14 protein-coding genes and 1 tRNA gene are annotated in these 20,908 nt (G+C 52.7%); 6 read left to right on the top strand and 9 right to left on the bottom strand.

From position 1 onward, the window contains the following. The first annotated feature begins 33 nt into the window (after positions 1-33). Positions 34-552 carry an Hsp20/alpha crystallin family protein gene (locus P4G45_RS05965; RefSeq protein ID WP_348268759.1) on the top strand — a complete coding sequence of 173 codons (519 nt, stop codon included), beginning with the start codon at positions 34-36 and terminating at the stop codon, positions 550-552. Positions 553-755: 203 nt separating this feature from the next. On the opposite strand, the gene P4G45_RS05970 is transcribed toward P4G45_RS05965, so the two are convergent. From P4G45_RS05970 to P4G45_RS05995, 6 genes are all read right to left on the bottom strand, one after another. Next, complete coding sequence (locus P4G45_RS05970; RefSeq protein WP_348268760.1) at positions 756-3,260, bottom strand: AMP-binding protein; 2,505 nt, start codon at positions 3,258-3,260, stop codon at positions 756-758. Positions 3,261-3,552: 292 nt separating this feature from the next. Then, entirely contained in the window at positions 3,553-5,640 is a 2,088-nt protein-coding gene (locus tag P4G45_RS05975) for an ABC transporter permease (protein WP_348268761.1), read from the bottom strand. A gap of 5 nt (positions 5,641-5,645) precedes the next feature. Then, a complete protein-coding gene (locus P4G45_RS05980) occupies positions 5,646-6,920 on the bottom strand; it encodes an efflux RND transporter periplasmic adaptor subunit (protein WP_348268762.1) in 1,275 nt (424 codons plus the stop codon). Positions 6,921-6,947: 27 nt separating this feature from the next. Continuing rightward, on the bottom strand, positions 6,948-7,481 hold the full coding sequence (locus tag P4G45_RS05985) for a hypothetical protein (RefSeq protein WP_348268763.1): 534 nt from the start codon (positions 7,479-7,481) through the stop codon (positions 6,948-6,950). Between the two features lie 724 nt (positions 7,482-8,205). Beyond that, complete coding sequence (locus tag P4G45_RS05990) at positions 8,206-9,318, bottom strand: hypothetical protein (protein WP_348268764.1); 1,113 nt, start codon at positions 9,316-9,318, stop codon at positions 8,206-8,208. Between the two features lie 295 nt (positions 9,319-9,613). Beyond that, the gene (locus tag P4G45_RS05995; RefSeq protein WP_348268765.1) at positions 9,614-10,495 is read right to left on the bottom strand and encodes a universal stress protein; all 882 of its coding nucleotides are present in this window, start codon (positions 10,493-10,495) and stop codon (positions 9,614-9,616) included. A gap of 370 nt (positions 10,496-10,865) precedes the next feature. On the opposite strand from P4G45_RS05995, the gene P4G45_RS06000 reads away from it, so the two are divergent. Continuing rightward, positions 10,866-12,821 (top strand): PAS domain S-box protein, encoded by a 1,956-nt coding sequence (locus P4G45_RS06000; protein ID WP_348268766.1) that lies wholly within the window; start codon positions 10,866-10,868, stop codon positions 12,819-12,821. Positions 12,822-12,874: 53 nt separating this feature from the next. Further along, positions 12,875-13,300, top strand: a complete 426-nt coding sequence (locus tag P4G45_RS06005; protein ID WP_348268767.1) for a response regulator — start codon at positions 12,875-12,877, stop codon at positions 13,298-13,300. Here P4G45_RS06005 and P4G45_RS06010 read toward each other — a convergent pair. Then, positions 13,289-14,725 (bottom strand): sigma-54 dependent transcriptional regulator, encoded by a 1,437-nt coding sequence (locus P4G45_RS06010; protein WP_348268768.1) that lies wholly within the window; start codon positions 14,723-14,725, stop codon positions 13,289-13,291. The genes P4G45_RS06005 and P4G45_RS06010 overlap by 12 nt on opposite strands. Positions 14,726-14,992: 267 nt before the next feature. On the opposite strand from P4G45_RS06010, the gene P4G45_RS06015 reads away from it, so the two are divergent. Together P4G45_RS06015 and P4G45_RS06020 are read left to right on the top strand one after the other, a co-directional pair. Continuing rightward, positions 14,993-15,607, top strand: coding sequence for a Crp/Fnr family transcriptional regulator (locus P4G45_RS06015; RefSeq protein ID WP_348269224.1), 615 nt, complete (start codon positions 14,993-14,995; stop codon positions 15,605-15,607). 151 nt (positions 15,608-15,758) lie between these two features. Further along, positions 15,759-16,871 (top strand): zinc-dependent alcohol dehydrogenase family protein, encoded by a 1,113-nt coding sequence (locus tag P4G45_RS06020; protein WP_348268769.1) that lies wholly within the window; start codon positions 15,759-15,761, stop codon positions 16,869-16,871. Between the two features lie 128 nt (positions 16,872-16,999). On the opposite strand, the gene mgtA is transcribed toward P4G45_RS06020, so the two are convergent. Both mgtA and P4G45_RS06030 read right to left on the bottom strand, forming a co-directional pair. Beyond that, entirely contained in the window at positions 17,000-19,543 is a 2,544-nt protein-coding gene (mgtA, locus tag P4G45_RS06025) for a magnesium-translocating P-type ATPase (protein WP_348268770.1), read from the bottom strand. A 685-nt stretch (positions 19,544-20,228) separates the two neighbouring features. Further along, positions 20,229-20,302: transfer RNA gene (locus tag P4G45_RS06030), tRNA-Gln, on the bottom strand. A gap of 155 nt (positions 20,303-20,457) precedes the next feature. Here P4G45_RS06030 and P4G45_RS06035 point away from each other — a divergent pair. Further along, positions 20,458-20,904 (top strand): DinB family protein, encoded by a 447-nt coding sequence (locus P4G45_RS06035; RefSeq protein WP_373694163.1) that lies wholly within the window; start codon positions 20,458-20,460, stop codon positions 20,902-20,904. The last annotated feature ends 4 nt before the right edge of the window (positions 20,905-20,908 follow it).

The raw sequence follows: 20,908 nt of genomic DNA on the forward strand, positions 1-20,908 counted from the left end.
TCATCATTTGTCCAAAAAAAAGGAGAAAGAAACATGTCAACCGCGATTGCCATTCAACCCAAAACCGCTGGAAGATCTATTATTGATTTTCCGCAAAGCCGGAGTATTTTCGATGACTTCGAAGCCATTACCAACCAAATTGCTCAGCGTGCCTTCAGCTTGTTCCGGGAGAGAGGCACTGAAGGCAGGGACTTGGAGGATTGGTTTCGTGCTGAGTCAGAACTCCTGAAACCGATGCCTGTGGAACTGAGTGAGAGCGATAAAGACTTCACAGTGAAGGCCGAGGTCGCCGGATTCTCAATCAAAGACCTAACTGTTCGAGCTGAACCGAACTCCGTCTGTATCCATGGCAAGAAACAGGAAACCAAAGAGGAGAAGGAGGGCAAGAAGGTCAGATACAGTGAAGTGTCATCGAGCGAGATCTGCCGGCGCATTGACCTTCCTGCCTCCATCAATCCCGACAAGGTGTCTGCCAACTTGAATAACGGTGTGCTTGAACTGAACATACCAAAAGCCGCGCCTCCGAAGACCATTGAGGTCACGGCTGCGTAAAGCAATTTGTGATATCCCGAAAGGCGCCGGCTTCCGTGAGGCTGGCGCTTCTTTTTGAATGGGACATTCATCCATGGATGGTTTGCTCCGGCATCATAGCAAGAGACAAACGGAGCCCCTCAAGCGTAGCCCTAAGTGGATTCTGCAAACCAACAGAGTCTATGTTTCTCTCTGAAGAGAGACAGGCTAACGGGCTATTGTGTTTAGAGGCTGCGGACGGCATTTTCTACCTGTTTCGCGAGATCGGAATAGGCTTGTCCTTTCAGCGTTATCGGAGCGCCAAACCGCACGTCCACGCGACCGGGGTGCAGCTTTGCCGAGCCGCGATGCAGGACCTTATCCAGACCGATAAGACGAATAGGTATGATGGGCACCTGCATGCGAGAGGCGATCATGGCTATGCCGGGATAGAAGTGACCGATGTCGCCGGTCATGGTCCGCTCTCCTTCAGGGAAGATCAGGATGGACCATTTTTCTTCGGTAAGTTCACCAATATAACGCAGGGTCTGTCGTGTGCCTGTTTCCGCTTGGGATAGCGGGAATGCGTTGAAGAGGAAGGTTAGCAAACAATAGAGAATCGTGGTGCCGAGTCGCGTAGAGAATGGAAAACGCTCCGGGTGGAAGTGCGGATCAAAATACTCCATCCACATTGCGGGGGCTATATGGTAACGCCAATCTGAAGGGAGGCTTGCCAGAATGACGGATGCGTCGATGTAGCTCTGGTGATTGGCAGCGAAAATGATAGGGCCTTCTATTCCACGAAGATGATGTCGTCCTGAAATTGCAGGGCGGGCGATGACGCGAGTGAGAGGCAAGAATATGGATGGAAGAAGAATTCGACGGGCGAGCTTCGCTATCCAGGTGCGGTTATAGGTGGGTTCGGGGATGGGTTCAGCCAAGGTGAGAGGCTGTGCGAGATCGGAGACTTTGCTTACGGAGGAGAAGGCGCTGTCATCGATGGTGATATTGAGCTTCTCTTCAAGGTCGAGGATCAGTTCGACACGATCCAGTGAACTGAGTCCCAGCTCGTCCAGTGTGGTATCGGTTGTGACTTTGCGTCCGGGTGCGTACTTCTGGACCAGATCGATGATTGATAACGCGGGCTTTGCTGTGATTGTGCCCCCCGTGCGGATTGCGGCGGCGATATCGTTGCGGCGAAGCTTCTGCGTAGAGCTGGTTCGGGGGAGTCCAGCCTGCGGCCAGATGGAGAAGGAGCGGATTCTCTGGTAGGCTTCGAGTTGCTGGTTGGCCTGATGTATGACTGCTTCGCCCTGAGCCCCGGGCTCGAGGATGAGTACTGCGTACACTCCGTTGTTGTCGATGACGGCGGATTCGCGCACGCCGGCGATGCCGTTGAGAATGTGTTCGACGTCGCTAGGATGAATTTTTAGGCCGGAAGGAGTGACGATGAGATCCTTCTTTCGGCCGCGGATGATGAGATCGCCTTTCGCGGTAAGCTCTCCAATGTCGCCGGTGTGTAACCAACCGTTCTCAAATGCTGCCGCGGTTTCGCCAGGAAGCTGGAAGTAGCCGGGCGTGACATTGTCCCCGCGTACAAGCACCTCCCCGTCGGGGCCGAGCCGAAGCTGCAAGCCAGCGATGGGTTTTCCGACAGTGTTCTTTTCAGCGTGAAAGGGATGGTTGAAGCTGATGATCGGCGCGGTTTCAGTAAGCCCATAGCCCTGGGCGACGACAAAGCCGAGGGCCAACCAGAACTGTTCGACCTCCGGTGACAGCGCGGCTCCGCCGACGTAGAGGCAGCAGAACCTACAGCCGAAAAAACGATGAACGGTACGATAACGCCACCAGCGCTGGGGCCAGGCTCCCATCTCGTTCGCGGCGTTTGCTGTCTCGGGAAAGCGATGCAGCACATACTTACGTAACACTTCGAGTATCTGTGGCACAGATACGATGGCGCAGATTTTTCGCCGGCGGATCTGCGCTGCAATTTCTTCCGGGCTGGTGCTATCGAGAAAGACAGCCGTGCCTGGGATCAGTGGCAGCACGAAGAGAGTAACCGCTTGCCCGAAGAGGTGGCTCATCGGAAGCAGGTTAAGCACGCGAAATGGGTGTATTAGGTTGAGATATTTGCGATAGGGTGCGAGCTGCGCTTCGAGCGGCTGAAGGGCTGCGGCCAGATTGCGGTGGGTCATGATCACGCCCTTAGGCTCCGCGGTGCTGCCGGACGTGTAGATAATTTCCGCGACGTCGTCTCGGTAGAGTGCTGGCCGTTTCTCGGGAGGCTGGGCGCGGTCTGTTTCCACGTCGCGAAGAAATCGGACGGGGAACTGTGTCGTGTCTTCGATATAGGTGACGAGGTCGCCAAGTAGGACGAGCCGAGGTCTAATCTGCTGCTCGATGCGACGCAGCAATGCCAGCGTTGCATGAAACTCGACCGGAACAAGTATCACGCCTTCGAGCAGGCACGCCCATAGAGCTGCGATCCATCCGGCGCGACTTTCCGACCAGATCAGCACGTGGTCGCCTTTGCCGATGCCAATGGATCGAAATTGTGCGGTCAGCGCTCCAGCCATCTGTGCTACATCGCTGTAACGGTAGGTCCAACCCCGCCACCCATCGTCATAGACGATGAAGTCGCTATCAATCTGTGCGATGCGCTGAAAGAATTCTGATAATGCGCTTGGGGTTCCCGGCTGTGTGGCGTGCGCTGGTTCGAGATGCCTAGATGGGGCTGAAGATGCGATCATGGGTTTCCTCCACATCCGTGAACCGCTTTTCGGGGGATGGAGTGGTGACCGTTAGTAATTGAATTGTTATTGGACGCAACCGGCCGGATTCTATGCGTGTTATATCTTCCGCTCCATGATTGTTTTATAGATAGACAAGCAAAGCCTCGCGAGACAAGATTCCCTGCACGACTATAGATCAGCGACAATGCTGGCCTAGAACCGAAGCGATGATCGTGAAGACGTGCGTTCGACCTCATCATTCTTCAAACTCAGCAAGCCCTCAGTGATAGCTGTCACACTTACCAGCATGCTACTCGAAACGAAGTGCATCGATTGGATTCAAAGCGGCCGCCTTCCTTGCCGGATAAAAGCCAAAGAAGACGCCAACTGCCCCCGAGAATAGGAAGCCCCCTATCATGGACGATGGAGCCAGCATCGTCGGCCAATGGCCGATTGATGAAAGCAGTTGCGTTACCAGAGAACCTCCGAAGATCCCTGCAACTCCGCCAAAGCCGCTTAGAAGGACCGCCTCTACGAGAAATTGCATCAGCACTTGTCTGCGCTGCGCTCCAATAGCCATACGTAGCCCGATTTCTCTTGTCCGCTCCGTCACCGAGACGAGCAAGATATTCATGATGCCGATGCCACCCACGAGTAACGAGATGGATGCGACAATCGCCAGCAACAGTGCCATTACGTGACTGCTGCTCTCCGCCGTCGATGCGATCTGACTCAGGTTGCGCACCGCGAAGTCGGGCACGTCATTGGGTTTGAGATGATGTTGACGAGTGAGTGTAGCGGTCACCTGCTTGATCGCGGACTGAACGTCCGATGGTGCGTCGGCCTGCACATAAATCTGATTCACCAGCCCGGTCAATCGAGGTGGTATTCCGAAAGGGTTGGCCGGTGGAAGGTATGCCCAGTTGGCGTCTATGGATTGACTGGGGGCTGCGACGCCCAAAACACGTCGTTCCGCGGTTGTGAAGGGAATCATGACGATGTCATCCTGATCCTGACCGTATGTGGATTGCCCCTTCGCCGCGAGTAGCCCAATCACCTGCACAGGCACACCTTTGATGAGGATTCTTGCTCCGACCGGGTTGGAGTTGCCACCAAAGAGCTGCTGAGATACGGACTGGCCGAGCAACGCAACCGAAGCACCACTGTTCTCATCGGCTTCTGTGATCGAACGTCCCTCGGCGATTTGCCAGTTCGTAGCAGGAGGATAGTTAGCTGTGACGCCTTGTATAGAAGTAGTCCAGTTCTGATCGCGGTATTGCACCTGTGCGGACTGACGAATCAGATACGCCACTTGGGATACCGATGAGTCCTCGCGCAGGATGGCCTTGGCATCGTTGACGCGCAGGGTGGAGGCGCTTCCGAAGCCGCCCCGCACCCCCGAGGTCGTGACCGTGCCTGGTACGACAACCATTAAATTAGTGCCGAGGCTCGCGATCTGTTTCTGGACAGCGAGGTTTGCTCCACGTCCCACCGCTACCATCGCGATCAGAGCTGCCACACCGATAAATACCCCGAGCATAGTCAACGCAGAGCGCATGATGTTTCGCGTGATCGCCTGAAATGCCACACCAAGCACCATAGTGTTAATGTGGGACGAGACGGCACTTGCAGCGGGGCGCGCCATCTGTCGCCTGATTGGAGCCTTGTTATCTCGAGGCACAGCACTCCTCTGCTGGGCGTCGGAGATGATGAGCCCATCCCGCATCGTGATGATACGGTCTGCGAAAGCAGCAATACCGCTGTCGTGAGTCACCAGGATGACGGTAACGCCCTGTTCGCGATTCATGCGCACCAGGATGTCCATGATTTCATGTGCTGTTTTCGTATCGAGATTTCCTGTCGGTTCATCCGCCAAAAGGACAGTGGGATGCCGGATAAGCGCGCGAGCGATCGCGACGCGCTGCTGCTGGCCGCCTGACAACTGCCCGGGAGTGTTTTGAAGCCTTTCCGCCATGCCCACGGCCGCTAGAGCTTCGCGTGCTCGTGTTGTGCGGTCTGGCGCCTGTTCGCTGCGCAAGCCATAAAACAGCGGAAGCATTGTGTTCTCGAGGGCCGTGGTCCGAGGTAGCAGATTGAAGGTCTGGAATACAAAGCCAATCCACTCGCTCCGGAGGTGTGCCAACTCAGGTTCCGCGAGATGCGAGACATCACAGCCCTGAAGCCGATACTCGCCGGAAGTGGGACGGTCGAGGCAGCCCAAAATGCCCATCAGCGTGGACTTGCCGGAACCGGAGCTTCCCATGATCGCGAGGAACTCGCCTGCTGAAACCGAAAAGCTCACGTCCTGAAGTGCGAGCACCGAAACGTCGCCCAACTCATAGACCTTGCGCAGGTGGCGTACTTCGAGAATGGACGGGCTGGCGGGGGATAGAGGCATAGGCTTCACAGTCGAGGAGCCCCCGTCGCGGGGCGACTCTGGGAACTCACTTGCTCATTAAGAATGACCGCGTCGGATTCGTGTAGGTCACCTCCGGTTACTTCAGTGAAGGTGTCGCCCTCCAGACCGAGCTGGACGGAAACCGGATGCGGAGCGCTGTTTTTCATGACCCACACTATTCCTGATCTCCGAGCCTGATCGGTGCTCTCCTTGCCCCTCGGAGTTCCGGAGGGCACAAAGCGCAGCGCCTGGTTCGGCACACGCAAAGCATTTGAACGCTGATCGGTCACAATGCGCACTGTCGCTGTCATTCCCGGCTTCAGTTCGAAATCCTTATTGCTCACTCTGACTACCACGTCGTACGTAACGACGTTCTGAACCGCTTGCGGTGCTTGGCGGACCTGTACTACTTGTCCGTGGAAGGGACGGTCAGGATAACTCTCGACAGTGAAAACTGCATCATTGTGGTCGGCTAGGTGTGCGAGATCGCTTTCACTCACGTTGGTATCGACCTGCATGCTGGTGAGGTCCGTGGCGATCAGAAAGAGGGTTGGCGTCTGAAAGCTTGCGGCCACAGTCTGCCCGATCGTTACGTTCCGCTGAACCACCGTACCGCTCACCGGCGAACGTATATCCGTATAGGAGAGGTTGACCAGGGCGCTCTGGAGTTCGGCTTGATGCTGTGAGATCGTGGCCTGATCCAGCGCAACCTGTGCCCTCAAAGCGTCCCGCGCACTGCGGGCGTTGTCCAGCGAGTCTTGGGAGGTAACCCCCTCGCCGAATAAAGCCGACTGACGAGAGAAGGTCAGTTCGGCATAAGCCAGGCCGGCTTGATCTTTCGCCAACTGAGCGTCTGCAGTCATCACATTCGCCCTGTCTTGATCGACGATTGTCTGGTATGGACGAGGATCGATCTTTGCACAGAGTTGACCCTTCGACACGCGGGTATTGAAGTCGCAATAGAGGCTCTCAATTACCCCGGAGACGTAGCTGCCAACGATGATGTTCAGCACGGGATTGACAGTTCCGGTGGTGGTGATGCTCTGTGTCACAGGACCACGGTCAACAGCAACCGTCGTGTAGCCAACACGCGCAGCATGTTGTGCCCTCCACAACGAAGTGAGAAGAACAGCCGCGACAGCGAGACCGAGGATCGTCGCCCATACTAGCCACGATTTGTACCGCTTATGAGATCGGGATCCTATAGTGGCCGGCGGAGAGGAAATAACCGGGAGATCGAGAGCGGCGCCTTCTGGTCCGATCTGTACATCTGCTCCCATGCCGTCCTCCACATTCTTCGCGCTTCGTCATCGCCCCCAATACTGGACGTGCACGTATACGCCAGTATTGATGTTGTAGAGCAGGTACCATCCGATGTGGACTGGATCTTCGTAGATCACAAAGTCCTCGCCGCAATCCCAGCACCAGTCGAGAAACAGAGGCCAGTCCCATGGAGCGACAACGAAATAGAACCCACCCGGAATCCAGAAGCGATGCATATTTCGGTCAACTCGCAGAAGAGGATAACGAAAGTTGCGGCCGGTGCGGGGGAAAGTGCCGTGTTCAAAAGGCCTCTGCAAACGATACCGTGCATCGCCTGCAGAATCGTGTCCAAACCATTGGTCGTGATTGACGTGCGGCAGACTGTTTGTGCGGCCATCGGAGTACCGTTCAGCGGACTGTCCTTGCGCTCCGCCTTGTGAAGGCGGCGGCGGAAGATGTCCTTGGTTGGCTCGAGGCAGAGAGGTATGCGTTGACGGTCCTGTTCGCCCCGCGTTCCGCTGTAATGGAACGAAAGATGCCAGAAGAAAAGCGCACGCCAGTGGGGCAAGCTTGAACATATTAATCCTCGATCTTTCGCTAATCACTGTGCTCCGCAACATATGCCCACGCTGTGATGCGCATCACACGGAACAATGCTTGTCCGAGGAAAGTCCTACGCCATACCTTCCCTGAGGCCTCATTGTCGACCGCTCTCAATACCTTAGAAGCGCTGGCCAGCGTGTTGCGCAAAAAGATGTCCGTGTAGCCCGCCAGCGAGACGACGCCCTCCGACTTCGTATGCCTGATAGTGCTCCTCGCTGGCAGGAGCAATGATCTCTGCGCCGCTCCAGCAGCGCTTGGCAACCGATAAATTCGTCGATGGACACTGGATTTAGTTGCTGTCCGGAGCAGTAGATACACTGAGAGGACATCCCGGGCCGTGATCTTCCGCAGGCTGGGTATTCGATGAGTTCTCCATCCGGTATGGAACCCAGAAAGAGTTTGTGAACGCGGCCGCTATCTAGGCACTCCAAAAGTTTCTCAGATCCGACCGCGCTATGCCCCGCGACGCGGCAGCAAACTCTGGATAGGAAAATGACCGACCCGATCGGCGGGTCCTTTTATGCTACGGACGCCCCGAACCCATTCGGTTGCCGCTCCAGCGGCTCCACAAGAAGAGGAAGGTTGAAGAGCAGGTTTAGCGCATATTTTTGGTATTGTGCAGGCCGCAGGCGCTCCCATCGCAAATGAGACCATCCCATATTGGCGCCCCTACACAGTCAAGCCATGGCTTCTGATTAGTCAAAAAAGCTTTCCCCTAAATAGGAAGACCAGTTCCACGATCAGAATGATCACAACGGTTAATTCAAGAAAGAAAGCACGGCTCTGGTTAAACTGATCCACCATGAAACGGTAAAGCTCTTCAGCCGTCCGAACTTTCTGAGTCACGAGGTCTTTGTAATCCGGGACACCGACCTTCGCCGCAGCCAGCTTGTACAGTCGCGCAGAAAACATGTCGCTGAGAAACTTGATGGCGTTATCGGCATGTTCAGTCAGTTCCGCGACCTCGAGAAGCGTGGTGTGGAGGTGAGTTGCTGACCGCGCTAACCGCCAGCGCGCGAACGTTCCGGTTCCTTCTTCCAGTTGCTTGTAAACGTGTTCCAACTCTCGCGTTAGCAACTCGTCATAATGACGAAACTCCAGCAACTGGGAGTTTGAGTACTCCAACAATTGGATAGCTGTCTCCGCTCCGGCACTCGTGTCATACAGGAACGCTGCGTTCCATCCGATTACTGTCAGGTCCGTCGTATAGTATGAGATGCGCGACTGCATCACTTCTGCAATCTCGCTTTCGGCGAGCTCAACCAAATCGCCGCGCACAACCTGGGCAATACGTCCCCCATACTTTGAAACCGCATGCTTCGCTGACGGGGCCCCGGAAATGTCCGTCACGTGGAAGATGAGGTAGTCTTCACTCAGATACTCCGCATAAGGTTTGCTCATTGCTGCTGCGGCACGCTTTATTTTTTCGCGGACAATGCGTTCAGCATGTGAAGCGAAATCGACATCCCATACCCAGCGGCTTGCCAGTCCGACCAGCCGCCTCCAGTCTCCGGAAAACGGAAGCTGAAAGACGACGCTCACAACCCCATAATCGTAATACTTGATTTCGCCGCTCAGTCTTTCCCCGCTTGGGAGTTCCAACTCTTCAATGCCTTCGACTACAGGGGGTCGTTCGTAGCGGACGTAGCCAAGCGCAGGATGTTTCGGCTGCATTACTGTGCCCGCACCAAGAATCGCACCCAACCGATCCAGTAGAATCTCTTCGCAGACATCAAACTGCACCAGGACCAGCACGGCGCCTGTGAGGATGGGTCCAGTCGACTCCGCGCCTTCTAGGGGTTCTGCTGTCATATCCAAAGTCTATTCGATGAAAGAGACGGTTTAATTGGCCTGCGGCTAGATCGAGATTTTCGCTATGGGTGTAGAAAGCAGATTTGTGGAACGGGATGTTACCGCGCGCAAAAAGCGGGGCAGGCAAAAATAGTTCCATAAGCGTTCCCAAGGCTCCTAGAGGTTCCTCTTAAGACCAGCCGTTTCTATCGTTTCAGAACAACCCTTTCACGGCGGTAATACGGGTTTCCCCAACATGTTCATCAGTCTCTCTCTTGATCTCTAGATAGCCCAGATGTTCTTTGCAGCAATCTCGTTACGATACAGTCAGTACTGGACAACGCGCCTCTGCCACTAGATTGGGTGTTACACCCTGATCGAGATTCGTTAGCCAAAATGAAGCACTACGCGTGCCGAGGACGATTAGGTCTGCCCGAATTCTAGCAGCGAGTTCGAGAATGGCTTTCGCCGCATTTCCATGCTCCACTACAAATTCCGGATGGCAATGATCGGAAAAATATTCAGGAACTATTTTCTTTATAGCGGATCGAAAGGCGGTGTCCAGTAGCTGTCTCTTTGGGGAGTTATCTGCTTTCAGACCCCGTACATAACAGAAGTAAAGGTGGGCGCTGCTATCTGCGGCGAAAGAGAGAGCATACTGCGCAGCTTTCGTGGCTTCAGATGAGAAGTCGGCAGCGCAAACTATCGTCTTAAAGGCTATCGGAGCGTCTACAGGGAGCGTGACCTTTGGGCCTACGGTAAGGATCGCACACTCGGCATTGCGTATGAGTTGTTCTGCCGTCGAGCCAAGGACCAGCCTCTCCTTTGCAGACTTGGATCCCGTACCAGCCACTATAAGATTGACCTCCTCGTCCCTCGCAAGTTTGAGGAGGCCAGCAAACGGCCGATATCCCTCCGGTAATGCAGTTCGAACCGCAATCTCTGAAAGGCGGAAGTCGGCACACAGATCCTGGAGATACTCCTCACAAACGCGCCGATTTTCTGGTAGATTGGCAATTCCTTCTGAGGAGGATAAGTATTTACCGGGATTGAAGACGTGTGCGATTTCGACGGTCGAAGAGAAATGGAGAGCTAAAGCTTTTGCATACAAGGCGGCTTTGTGCGATGTAGCGGAGAAGTCTGTGGCAAATAGTATCTTTTTGATAGAAATAGAGGCATTTTCTACAATGACTGACATAGACCCCCAATATCTTTTAAAGGTGTTCTGCGCCCAACTTCACCGACAGTGCGGCTTCTATCTAAGGTGCTAACGCATACTGCGTCGGTGACGACCATCACATTGGTCAAAGAAGCTCTTGGGTTTCCTGAGATTTATTAGTCTTACATCCTCTTCTCTTGGTGCAGATCAGTTGAAACCACAATGAAGGTCACCTCTTAATGGAGAGGTTCAGGTACTCGAACGTGATATACCTCTTCCCGATGGTAGAGTGCCGACGATCACAGGTGCATGAAGCTCGGAGTAACGCTTGATTTCGGGTCATGTCGAAGGATTGTCTATATTACGGAAGTAGCAGTAAAATGCACAGCTATGACGTCCCTGTGTGAAAATGCCCCCAATTCAACGACCAATCCGGCAAATCGACGAGGCGATACCCTCGCAGAGCCTACCTTATATACCTGATGCCCAACAATGGCTTGCGTCTATTGTCGAATCTTCTGACGATGCGATTATCGGCGAATCTCTTGAAGGCATAGTGACAAGTTGGAACAACAGTGCTAAGAGAATCTTCGGTTACGAAGCTTCTGAAGTGCTTGGAAGGCATATTTCTTTATTGGCGTGGCCGGGAAATGAAGAGGATACGCCGCGGTTCATCGAAGCAATCCGTCGTGGGGAACGAGTTGATCATTACGAGACAACAAGACGTCATAAAGATGGCAGCCAGATATTTGTCTCACTCACGTTGTCCGGCATTCATGATGCGGAAGGCAAACTGATCGGCATTTCGAAGATTTCTCGTGATCTCTCAAGCAGGAACGCTGCTGACGCAACTCTCGTTCGGCAGGCTCGGCTCCTAGATCAGGTCTACGAACCAATTCTGGTGCTGTCGAGAGATGATCGCATTATGTATTGGAATAAGGGCGCCGAGCGGGTCTATGGGTGGACTGCTACGGAAGCGATCGGCCGAACCGGGAGGGATCTCCTTCAGACGGAGTTCCTCGAACCGGAATTATCAATGCGTGAGGCACTAGAGATCGAAGGAAATTGGGAAGGCGAGCTAGCCAATGTAACCCGCGATGGTGTGCGGCGAACGATGTTAAGTCGACGAAAGAGGCAAGAGGGGACTGTTGGCTGGGAAGTTATCGAGACCAGCTTCGATATTACGGAACGAAAAATTGCCCGCGAACTGGAAGAACAGACTCGAGCGATCGTGCTCGCTGAGGCGAAGTTTCGGGAGCTAATAGAAAATGCTCCTGATGCGATTCTTCAGGTCGATCCAAGCGGAAAAATTCTTGTGGCCAATCATACTGCGGAGGTTATGTTTGGCTACACACGACAGGAACTGCTTAGTCAAAGTGTGGACGTCCTTGTTCCAAATGCGGTGCGAGGACCTCATATAGAGCATAGAGCCTCCTTTGCCAAATCTCCGATGGCGCGTCCAATGGGGCGCGGTATGGAACTATCCGCTTTGAGAAAGGATGGGATTGAAATCCCGGTAGAGATCAGCCTCAGTCCCTCTCAGAGAGAGGGTGGCCTTAACGTCACAGCAGTTATTCGGGATGTCAGTGAACGCCGGCAGGTGGAGGCCCAGATACGGACTCTCCGGGAAAATTACATGGCAGAACTGGAGGCCCGACAACGAGAAGCCGAACGGTTGAACCTTTTGAAGAGTGAATTTCTGGCGAGCATGAGCCATGAACTGAGGACTCCCTTACATACGATTATGGGTTTCTCAGAGCTGCTGAGTGAAGAAGGGGAGGGACCTCTAAACGACAAACAAAAACGCTTTCTCCAGCACATCCGGGAGGACTCAAAACATCTTCTTGGATTGATTAACGATGTTCTGGATCTAAGTAGGATTGAGGCGGGAGCGATTTCGTTAAGGATCGAACATATCTCTCTTGCCGATGCAGTTTCAGAAGCAGTCAATGCGATCATTCCTAATGCGGCGATGAAGTCTCTGGCTTTGGAAAGTCATGACATTTTCAAGGGCCTGGTTGCCGTTGATCCGATGCGCCTCAAAGAGATACTTTACAATCTGTTGGGAAATGCGGTGAAATTTACTCCGCAAGGGGGAAAGGTCACAGTGCAAACGGAGGAGGAGGGGCGATTCGTTCGTGTCACGATCGCGGATACTGGGATTGGCATACCGGCAGATCAATTAGAACAAATTTTTGAGAAATTTTATCAGGTAGGTTTTGCCACAAGTGGCGTTCGCGAAGGAACTGGTTTGGGATTAGCTATCTCCAAGCGTTTGATTGAAATGCATGGAGGCTCAATCGGGATTGAAAGCAAACTAGGTTCTGGAAGTCGCTTTTATTTTACGGTTCCAAAAGTGATGTGATGAAAATCACGTCAGCATGTCATTGTCTGCTGTAAGACTAGGAGTTGAATTAGTTGAAATACGGCAGGCCTATTGTGCAATCTAATCAGATTTCCAGCCTTCGACGGGTCATACTGGTCGCGGACGATAAGCAAAGCAGCCGCGACCTTCTACACGCCATTCTCGACGACAAATATGTAGTGGTGGAGGCTTCCGACGGGGAAGAGGCTCTTCTGATGGCTTTTGAATCTATCCCTCACCTGGTGATTTTGGATATTCACATGCCGAAGAGGGATGGATTTGGCGTAGTGACAGAGTTGCGAAAAGAACCGGCTCTGCAGAATGTCCCAATCATGGCGCTGACGGCAAGCGCTTCGCTAGATGAGAAAGACAAAATCATGAATTCTGGCTTTGATGCGTGTTTTGTCAAGCCAATCGGACCCGCAAAACTGCGGGAGGCTGTAGCTGCTTTGCTGCAGAAAAAATCGTTAATTACGTAGACCGAAGTCGTCGACTTGACGCTCCAGACTGTATTTCTTCAGCTTATAGCGAAACGCATCTCGGCCGATTCCTAGCCGCCGAGCAGCTTGCGATTGATTTCCGCCTGCCTCGGAGAGTGCGCGAGCGATAAGTTGCGATTCGTGTGCAGCCAATTTCGAACCGCCAGGGTCATTACTTAAATTGAATTCGGCATGAGAAGTGGCGGGCATCTCAAATATCCCATCGGGATGCCCCAGCCATGATTTACAGGCCTGTACCATCCGCTCGGGTAGATCCGGCACATCAATTCGATCGCCAGTTGCCATCATGCAGGCATGACCGATAGCATGTTCAAGTTCGCGCACGTTTCCAGGCCAGGTATAGCGTTCCAACAGAATCATGGCTCGGGGCGCTATGCCGTGAATGGGCTTGCCGTACTCCTCAGAAAAGCGTTGCACGAAATGCCGGACGAGCAAGGGCAAATCTTCCATTCTCTCCTGCAAACTGGGAGCGACAATTTCAACCATCGACAAACGATAGTACAGATCCTCACGGAAGACTTTGTCCCGGATGGCTGATGGCAGGTTCTTATGTGTGGCAGCAATGATACGGACATTCACTCGGCGACAATCGAGTGAACCGACGCGGGTAATCTCCTGGTTCTGAACCGCTCGCAACAATTTGGCCTGGGTAGACATTGGCATGTCGCCAATTTCATCTAGAAAAAGTGTTCCTTGATCCGCAAGCTCGAAAAGGCCGGTTTTGTCGCGATCCGCTCCGGTAAATGAACCTCGTACATGTCCGAATAATTCACTTTCAAAGAGGGTCTCTACGACAGCAGAACAATTCAGAACAACGAATCTTCCTTTTACTCCACTCAGACGATGCAGTGCTTGTGCCAGCAGATCTTTGCCAGAGCCGGTTTGGCCATTGATGAGCAACGAACGATAGTGCGGTGCGACTCTCTGCAACCTAGCAAAGATATCCCACATTAGGGGACTCCTTGCAATCAGGCCTTCAAATTTCACAACATCAGGTCTGGAAGCATCAGCGTTTAGCGCACTCTGTCTCCGCTGTGCAGTCTCCAGCAGCCTATTCACTCGATCCCTAAGAAGAGATAATTGCACCGGTTTTTCGAGGTAATCTGCGGCCCCGTTACGAATAGCCTCGACCGCAGTTTCTGTTGTGTAGTGCGCTGTCATAAGAATGACATCAATTGCCGGATCAGTCATCATCACCCGGTCTAACACTTCCAGGCCGCTGAGACGGGGCATAACAAGATCAGTAATGACGAGACGAGGGCGTAGCTTTCGAACGAGTTCCAGCCCCACTTCGGGACTACTGGCTGTATGGATCTGGATTCCGTCGCGATCTAATGCCGCTGAGAGCAGTTCAAGACTGCGCACATTGTCATCTATCACCACGATCTGTATGAGATCCGCCATGGACCGCGTTGCCTCGAAAGATAAATCTATCTTAGACCCACTGCTGCGCCAGATGGCGCAATGAATTGGGCTTCTTGGCGCAATTAGCCGTCTGCTCGATGGGAAAACTATGCAAACTATTGAAAACAAACGCTCTAGTTTGGCATTTTAGTTGCAGAGTAAGCAAGCGTAACTCCCCCTAGGAGCAGAGCGATGCAAACCTGTCAGAACTGCACCCCAAAAAACCAGCATGCATTTTGCCATCTTGGCGAAGACGCCAAAGCATTTATGGAATCTGTCTCGATCTCTACCGAATGCCCGCGTGGAGCGACATTCTTCCGGCAGGGAGACCGATGCGACGCTGTCTACATCCTCTGTCGAGGTCGAGTAAAGCTCACAACGACATCGAGGGAGGGACGGACGATGATATTGAGGGTTGTGGATGCCGGCTATGTGCTCGGCCTGAGCGCGATCTTGTCTGAAGGGATTCATGAGGTCACCGTAGAAGCTCTGGAACCTTGTCAGGTCAGGGTCATCAATCGCAGGCCGCTGATGGAAATGCTGGAGAAATACAGAGAAGCCAGTGTCGGCGCGGCAAGGGCTCTCGCCCAGGAATGTTGCAGTGGCTTTAATGAAGTTCGCCGGATTGCGCTTCCCGCGTCTCCGGCGGGTCGGGTGGCCCGCTTATTGCTCGACTGGACAGCAGAAAAATCAAATCCCCAGTGCACGAAGGGGGTGGCGTTACCACTCACCCATGAAGAAATTGCATCAATGACCTCCACTTCGCGCGAAACGGTTACTCGTACACTGAGTCGCTTCCGCCGTGACAATTTGATCACCTTCAAAGGTGTTCTCCTTACGGTGATGCAGCCAGATGCGCTAGAACGTCTCTCCGCATGCTGAATCGCTCACATGTTGGAAAAGATCGGTATAGCGTGTTTCATCCCTAAGCGCATTGGTCTCCGAATCTGGACTTGCTGGGTAGGCAATCTATCAGGAAGAGCGAAACCCATAATTTGAAAACTTATTATTCGCCAAGTGTGAGGTAATCGGCATGGCAACAATCGGACATCAATTGAGCACCGGCGTCACACCCGTTACGCCTATCTCCACCATGAAAGCATTGGTGTATCACATGTCTGGCAATGGTTCTGGCCAGCATGCATGGGAAGATCATCCAACTCCATCGATCAAAGGACCGGGAGATGCGATCGTTCGAATTACGACATCAACAATCTGCGGAACTGACCTTCACATCTTAAAAGGAGATGTGCCTTCTGTGACCGATGGTCGTATCCTTGGACATGAAGGCATCGGGGTAATTGAGCAACTCGGAGCAGGAGTTACAGAGTTTCAGGTGGGAGAGAAAGTCATAATTTCGTGTATTACTTCTTGCACAAAGTGCGAATTCTGTAGAAGAGGCATGCCATCGCATTGCCGGCATGGGGGCTGGATCCTCGGTAACACTATCGATGGGACACAGGCTGAATATGTGCGTATTCCTTACGCTGACGGAAGCCTCTATCACTTTCCTGCGGGCGGTGACGAAGAAGCTCTGGTGATGCTCAGCGACATCCTCCCAACCGCATTTGAATGCGGGGTCTTGAATGGGCAAGTGAAGCCAGGAGATTCAATCGCCATTGTCGGTGCCGGACCGATTGGGCTAGCGGTTCTGCTTACAGCGCAGTTTTATTCACCGGCTGCGATTTACGTGATCGACGTGGACGACAAGCGGTTGGCGGTTGCAATGAAGCTTGGCGCGACTGCTGTAATAAATGACAGAGATGGAAAAGCAGCTGCACGCTTCCTTGAGTTGACAGGTGGTGCCGGGGTTGATGTCTGTGTTGAAGCGGTCGGGATTCCCGAAACCTTTGGAATTTGTCAGGTTCTCATCGCACCGGGTGGACGAATTGCAAACATCGGCGTGCATGGCAAACCCGGGATTCTACATCTGGAACAGTTATGGGATCGCAATATCACATTGACCACACGTCTCGTCGATACCACGACGCTGCCATTGTTGCTGAAAGTTATTACATCAGGCAAACTGCAACCGAGGAAGCTAGTTACCCACCGTTTTCATCTTAACGACATCCAAAAAGCCTATGAGACATTTGGCAATGCAGCTCAACAGGGCGCTTTGAAGATAATTCTGACGAGCAATTAACCGAAAAGATCCATGGACCCATCCCAAAAGTATGAGGAAGCATAAGGGTTTCTTACTAGGTCCTGATGCTACTAGCCTTAGCTGATGGGCGAGCTATATGTTCTGTAGCTTTAAAGTGACTCGTACGATCAAAGCAGTGCGTGCCGGCGATAGAACCAGGCCTTTACAATTTGCACGAGCACCAGATATGTAGCGGTAAGAAGAGTAATCATGCCCAGTAGCGATATGGGCAACGGTGTAAAGCGCAGCAATCCTCCGAGTACAGTGTATGGCAGTACAACTGCCACGGTGACGACCAGCAGTACACTAAACAACAACGCACGGCTGGGATGACTCTTAAGGGGATTGGCTTGGGTTCGGATCACAAACACTACGAGAGTTTGGGTCGCCAGAGATTCCACAAACCAACCAGTGTGGAAGAGAGACTCGTTTGCGGACGCATGAAACAACCAAAGTAATATACCGAAGGTCAGGAAATCATAGATGGAACTGATTGGTCCGATAATCATCATGAACTGCCTGATAAATTCAATCCGCCATCGTTTCGGTCGTCGTTTTGCGGCCAAGTCAACATTGTCACTGGGGATACTGACTTGCGACACATCATAGAGAAAATTATTTAAGAGTATCTGACTCGGTAGCATCGGCAAGAACGGCAGAAAGAGCGATGCGGCAGCCATGCTAAACATATTGCCAAAGTTCGAACTGGTGCCCATGATGATGTATTTCATGATGTTGGCGAAAGAACGCCTTCCTTCTGATACACCATCGTTCACAACGGAAAGATCTTTTTCCAAGAGGATAATCTTCGCAGCGTCCTTAGCTACGTTTACGCCATTCATGACGGAAATTCCAACATCTGCGGTATGCAGCGATGGGGCGTCGTTGATTCCGTCTCCCAGGTAACCGACAACGTGTCCGCGGCCCTTTAGGGCCAGGATGACCCTATTCTTCTGTTCAGGCGACATGCGGGCAAAGATAGCGCCGCTTTCTGCCTGATAGGCAATAGAGGCATCGTCCATCGCGTCAACCTGGTTTCCGATGAGAATGCGGTCCACATTAAGTCCTACTTCATGGGCTACCTTTTGGGTAACGTACTGATTGTCCCCCGTCATGACGATCACAGAAATGCCATTCTGCTTCAATGCTCCAAGGACGGAAAGAACTCCTTCTTTGGGTGGATCGAGGAACGCCGCGAATCCGACCAGTGTCATCGCATGTTCGGCCGTCACAGTATAGAAGCTCTGCTTTTTAACATTTGACTTTGCCACACCAAGTACGCGATATCCATCTGCGCTTAGCTTCTTAAGCGTACATTCTGCCTCAGCCCGTCGGCTGTCGTCGAACGGTTGGGGAACACCATCTATGGCGACCGTTTCGCAGATTGCAAAAACACTCTCAGCCTCGCCCTTGGTGATGAGGCGGTAGTCTTCACCGTATCGCACCACGACTGAGAGACGCTTTCGGTTGAAATCGAAGGGGATTTCATCTATCTTTTCGTAACCCACTACGGAGGGGGCATCGTGCTTCAAAATGGCATCGTCAAGAGGGCTTTTAATACCCGCTTCAAAGTGACTGTTTAGGTAAATGAGTTGCAGCACATTCTCATTGTCGTGGCCTTGATAATCCACGTGCCGGTCAAGCACGATCTCCCCTTCGGTGAGAGTTCCTGTCTTGTCGGTACAAATAATATCGATGCTCCCAAAATCCTCGATAGCCGCGAGCTGTTTCACCAGAACCTTTTTCCTCGTCATACGCTTTGCTCCCTGAGCCAGGGTCACCGTAATGATCATTGGCATCATTTCAGGTGTCATCCCGACTGCGAGAGCAGCCGCAAAGAGGAAAGATTCGAGCACGGGACGATGAAAGATGATGTTCACCATCAAGACGAAGAGGACGAGCAACAGGGTTACCCACGTCAGCATCATCCCGAAGTGACGTGTGCCTCGAGTAAATTCTGTTTCTGGCGGCCGCATCGCCAGACGATGTGCAATTTCGCCACAGGCGGTGTGCTTTCCAGTGCGAACTATGATGGCGGTGCCGATACCCGTTTGGACGGCGGTTCCCAGGAAGACACTGTTACTTGCCTCTGCGATGCCGTGCTTCTCTTGAGAAAGATCAGCGACCGTCTTCTCGACCGGCAAAGACTCGCCGGTCAGCATGGATTCGCGCACATGGAGGTCCTTTACATTGATTAAGCGGGCATCCGCAGGTACAAGGTCTCCCGCCTTGAGTTGGATGACATCTCCAGGGACTAGTTCGGCTGTCCGCAGATCAACTAGTCGGCCATCTCTCGTCGTACGTGCTGTGATTGCAATCTGCTTCTGTATCTCTTCGACCGCATGACGAGCCTGAAATTCCATCAAAAAATTCAGAAGAACACTGAACATTACGATGGCGATGATAATCAGTCCACCGATATGCTCTCCAAGGACCAGGGATATCACACTGGCGATGACAAGGATGATCACGAGCGGACTAGTGAAGAAGCCAATAAAACTAAGTAAGGCGGTGAAGTGGTGTTCCTGATCCAGACTGTTAGGGCCATAGAGGCGAAGCCGCCGGTTGGCTTCTTCTGATGTCAGACCATTGGAAGCTGTCTGGAGAATCTGAAGCAATTCCAGTAACGGCAGATCCCAGAAGTCAGCAAAAGCCTTTGGTTGAATTTCCATCCCATATTCCCTCGGCTACTACTGTCGGATCCGTAGGCCACAGATTTAATTGTTTGAAAGGAGATTCTGGTTTTTGCCTCTGTACAAATGAGGTTAGCGTCTCAAACTATGCGGTTATTGTGATCTTCATCACAGTAGAGGCAGAACGTTGCGGAGATTAAGTCGAGAGAGCTGAAACGGAAGCAACTGGTGTATATCGGTCGATGCCAGCAGTCTACGAGGTGATTTGCGTAGCTCTGTCGGATTTGGTTGGCGCATACACCTGAACAAGTTCACTATCTGCTCAGGTGTATGCGCTTCATCGCCATAACAAGCTCATTTGATTCAACTCGTACAAAGGCACTGGGCAAACCACTCTGAATTGGAAAAGGAAAAGCATAATTTCGGCGAACTGTCGACTTCAGGGTCGAAATGCCGACGATACAATTTGGGGGTCTCGATAAGAAATTCTGTTTGACCGGTCAGTGCCAACAAGTCCCGATGGCCGATGACTATCAGTTGGCTGATTATTCACCTCCCCGCAAGCGAATTTCGATCTCTTTATCTTTTTCGATCGCTTCATCGGAGGGGAGATATTCGCCCAACAAGTCGCGGAGTCCCTCACCCTTCTGGATGATAAACCCTCGTAAGTTATTGATTTTTATTATTGGACAAGGGTTTGGGAAGCACGAGAAAGTGTTATCTTTGGTTGCCCCCCAGGGATTCGAACCCCGATTGGCCGAGTCAGAGTCGGCAGTCCTACCATTGAACGAGGGGGCAACAGGTGATCTAGGGGTCGCGAATTGGTGCTCGCTGACGGCCTTTTTAGAGTGTACGGGGCGGCTCGATTCTGGTCAACGTCCTTCAGCTAGAATGCGGAGATGGAAAACGAGATCGCTGGACTATTCCTGAATTTTTCTTGCCGCAGGTTGGACATGGTTGCGACAAACATGTCGACCTGTCTGGGCAAACTGACGGATGAGCAAATCTGGAGTCGCGGTGGAGCACATGAGAACGCCGTGGGAAATATCGTGCTGCATCTTTGCGGAAATATCCGGCAGTGGGTGATGCATGGCATTAGCGGCACCGAAGACATTCGTGTACGTGAGGCTGAATTCAGCGCCGACGGTGGTGTCAGCGGAACCGTGTTGGCGGAGATGTTCGCTGCCACTGTGGCGGAGGCGCGTACGATTATTGCCAGGCTGCCGCCGGAGCGCCTGACCGACCGCACCAGTCCACAGCCAGGACGGCCTGAAGTGAGCGTTCTGGAGGCCATCTATCAGGTGGTGGCGCACGCTCATGAGCATGTTGGCCAGATCATTCTGGTGACGAAACAGATGATCACGACAGATCTCGATCTGACGATGCCCCGGCCTCGTTGAAGTG

The organism is Edaphobacter paludis (assembly GCF_039993895.1).
In the GTDB taxonomy this organism is placed as follows: domain Bacteria; phylum Acidobacteriota; class Terriglobia; order Terriglobales; family Acidobacteriaceae; genus Edaphobacter; species Edaphobacter paludis.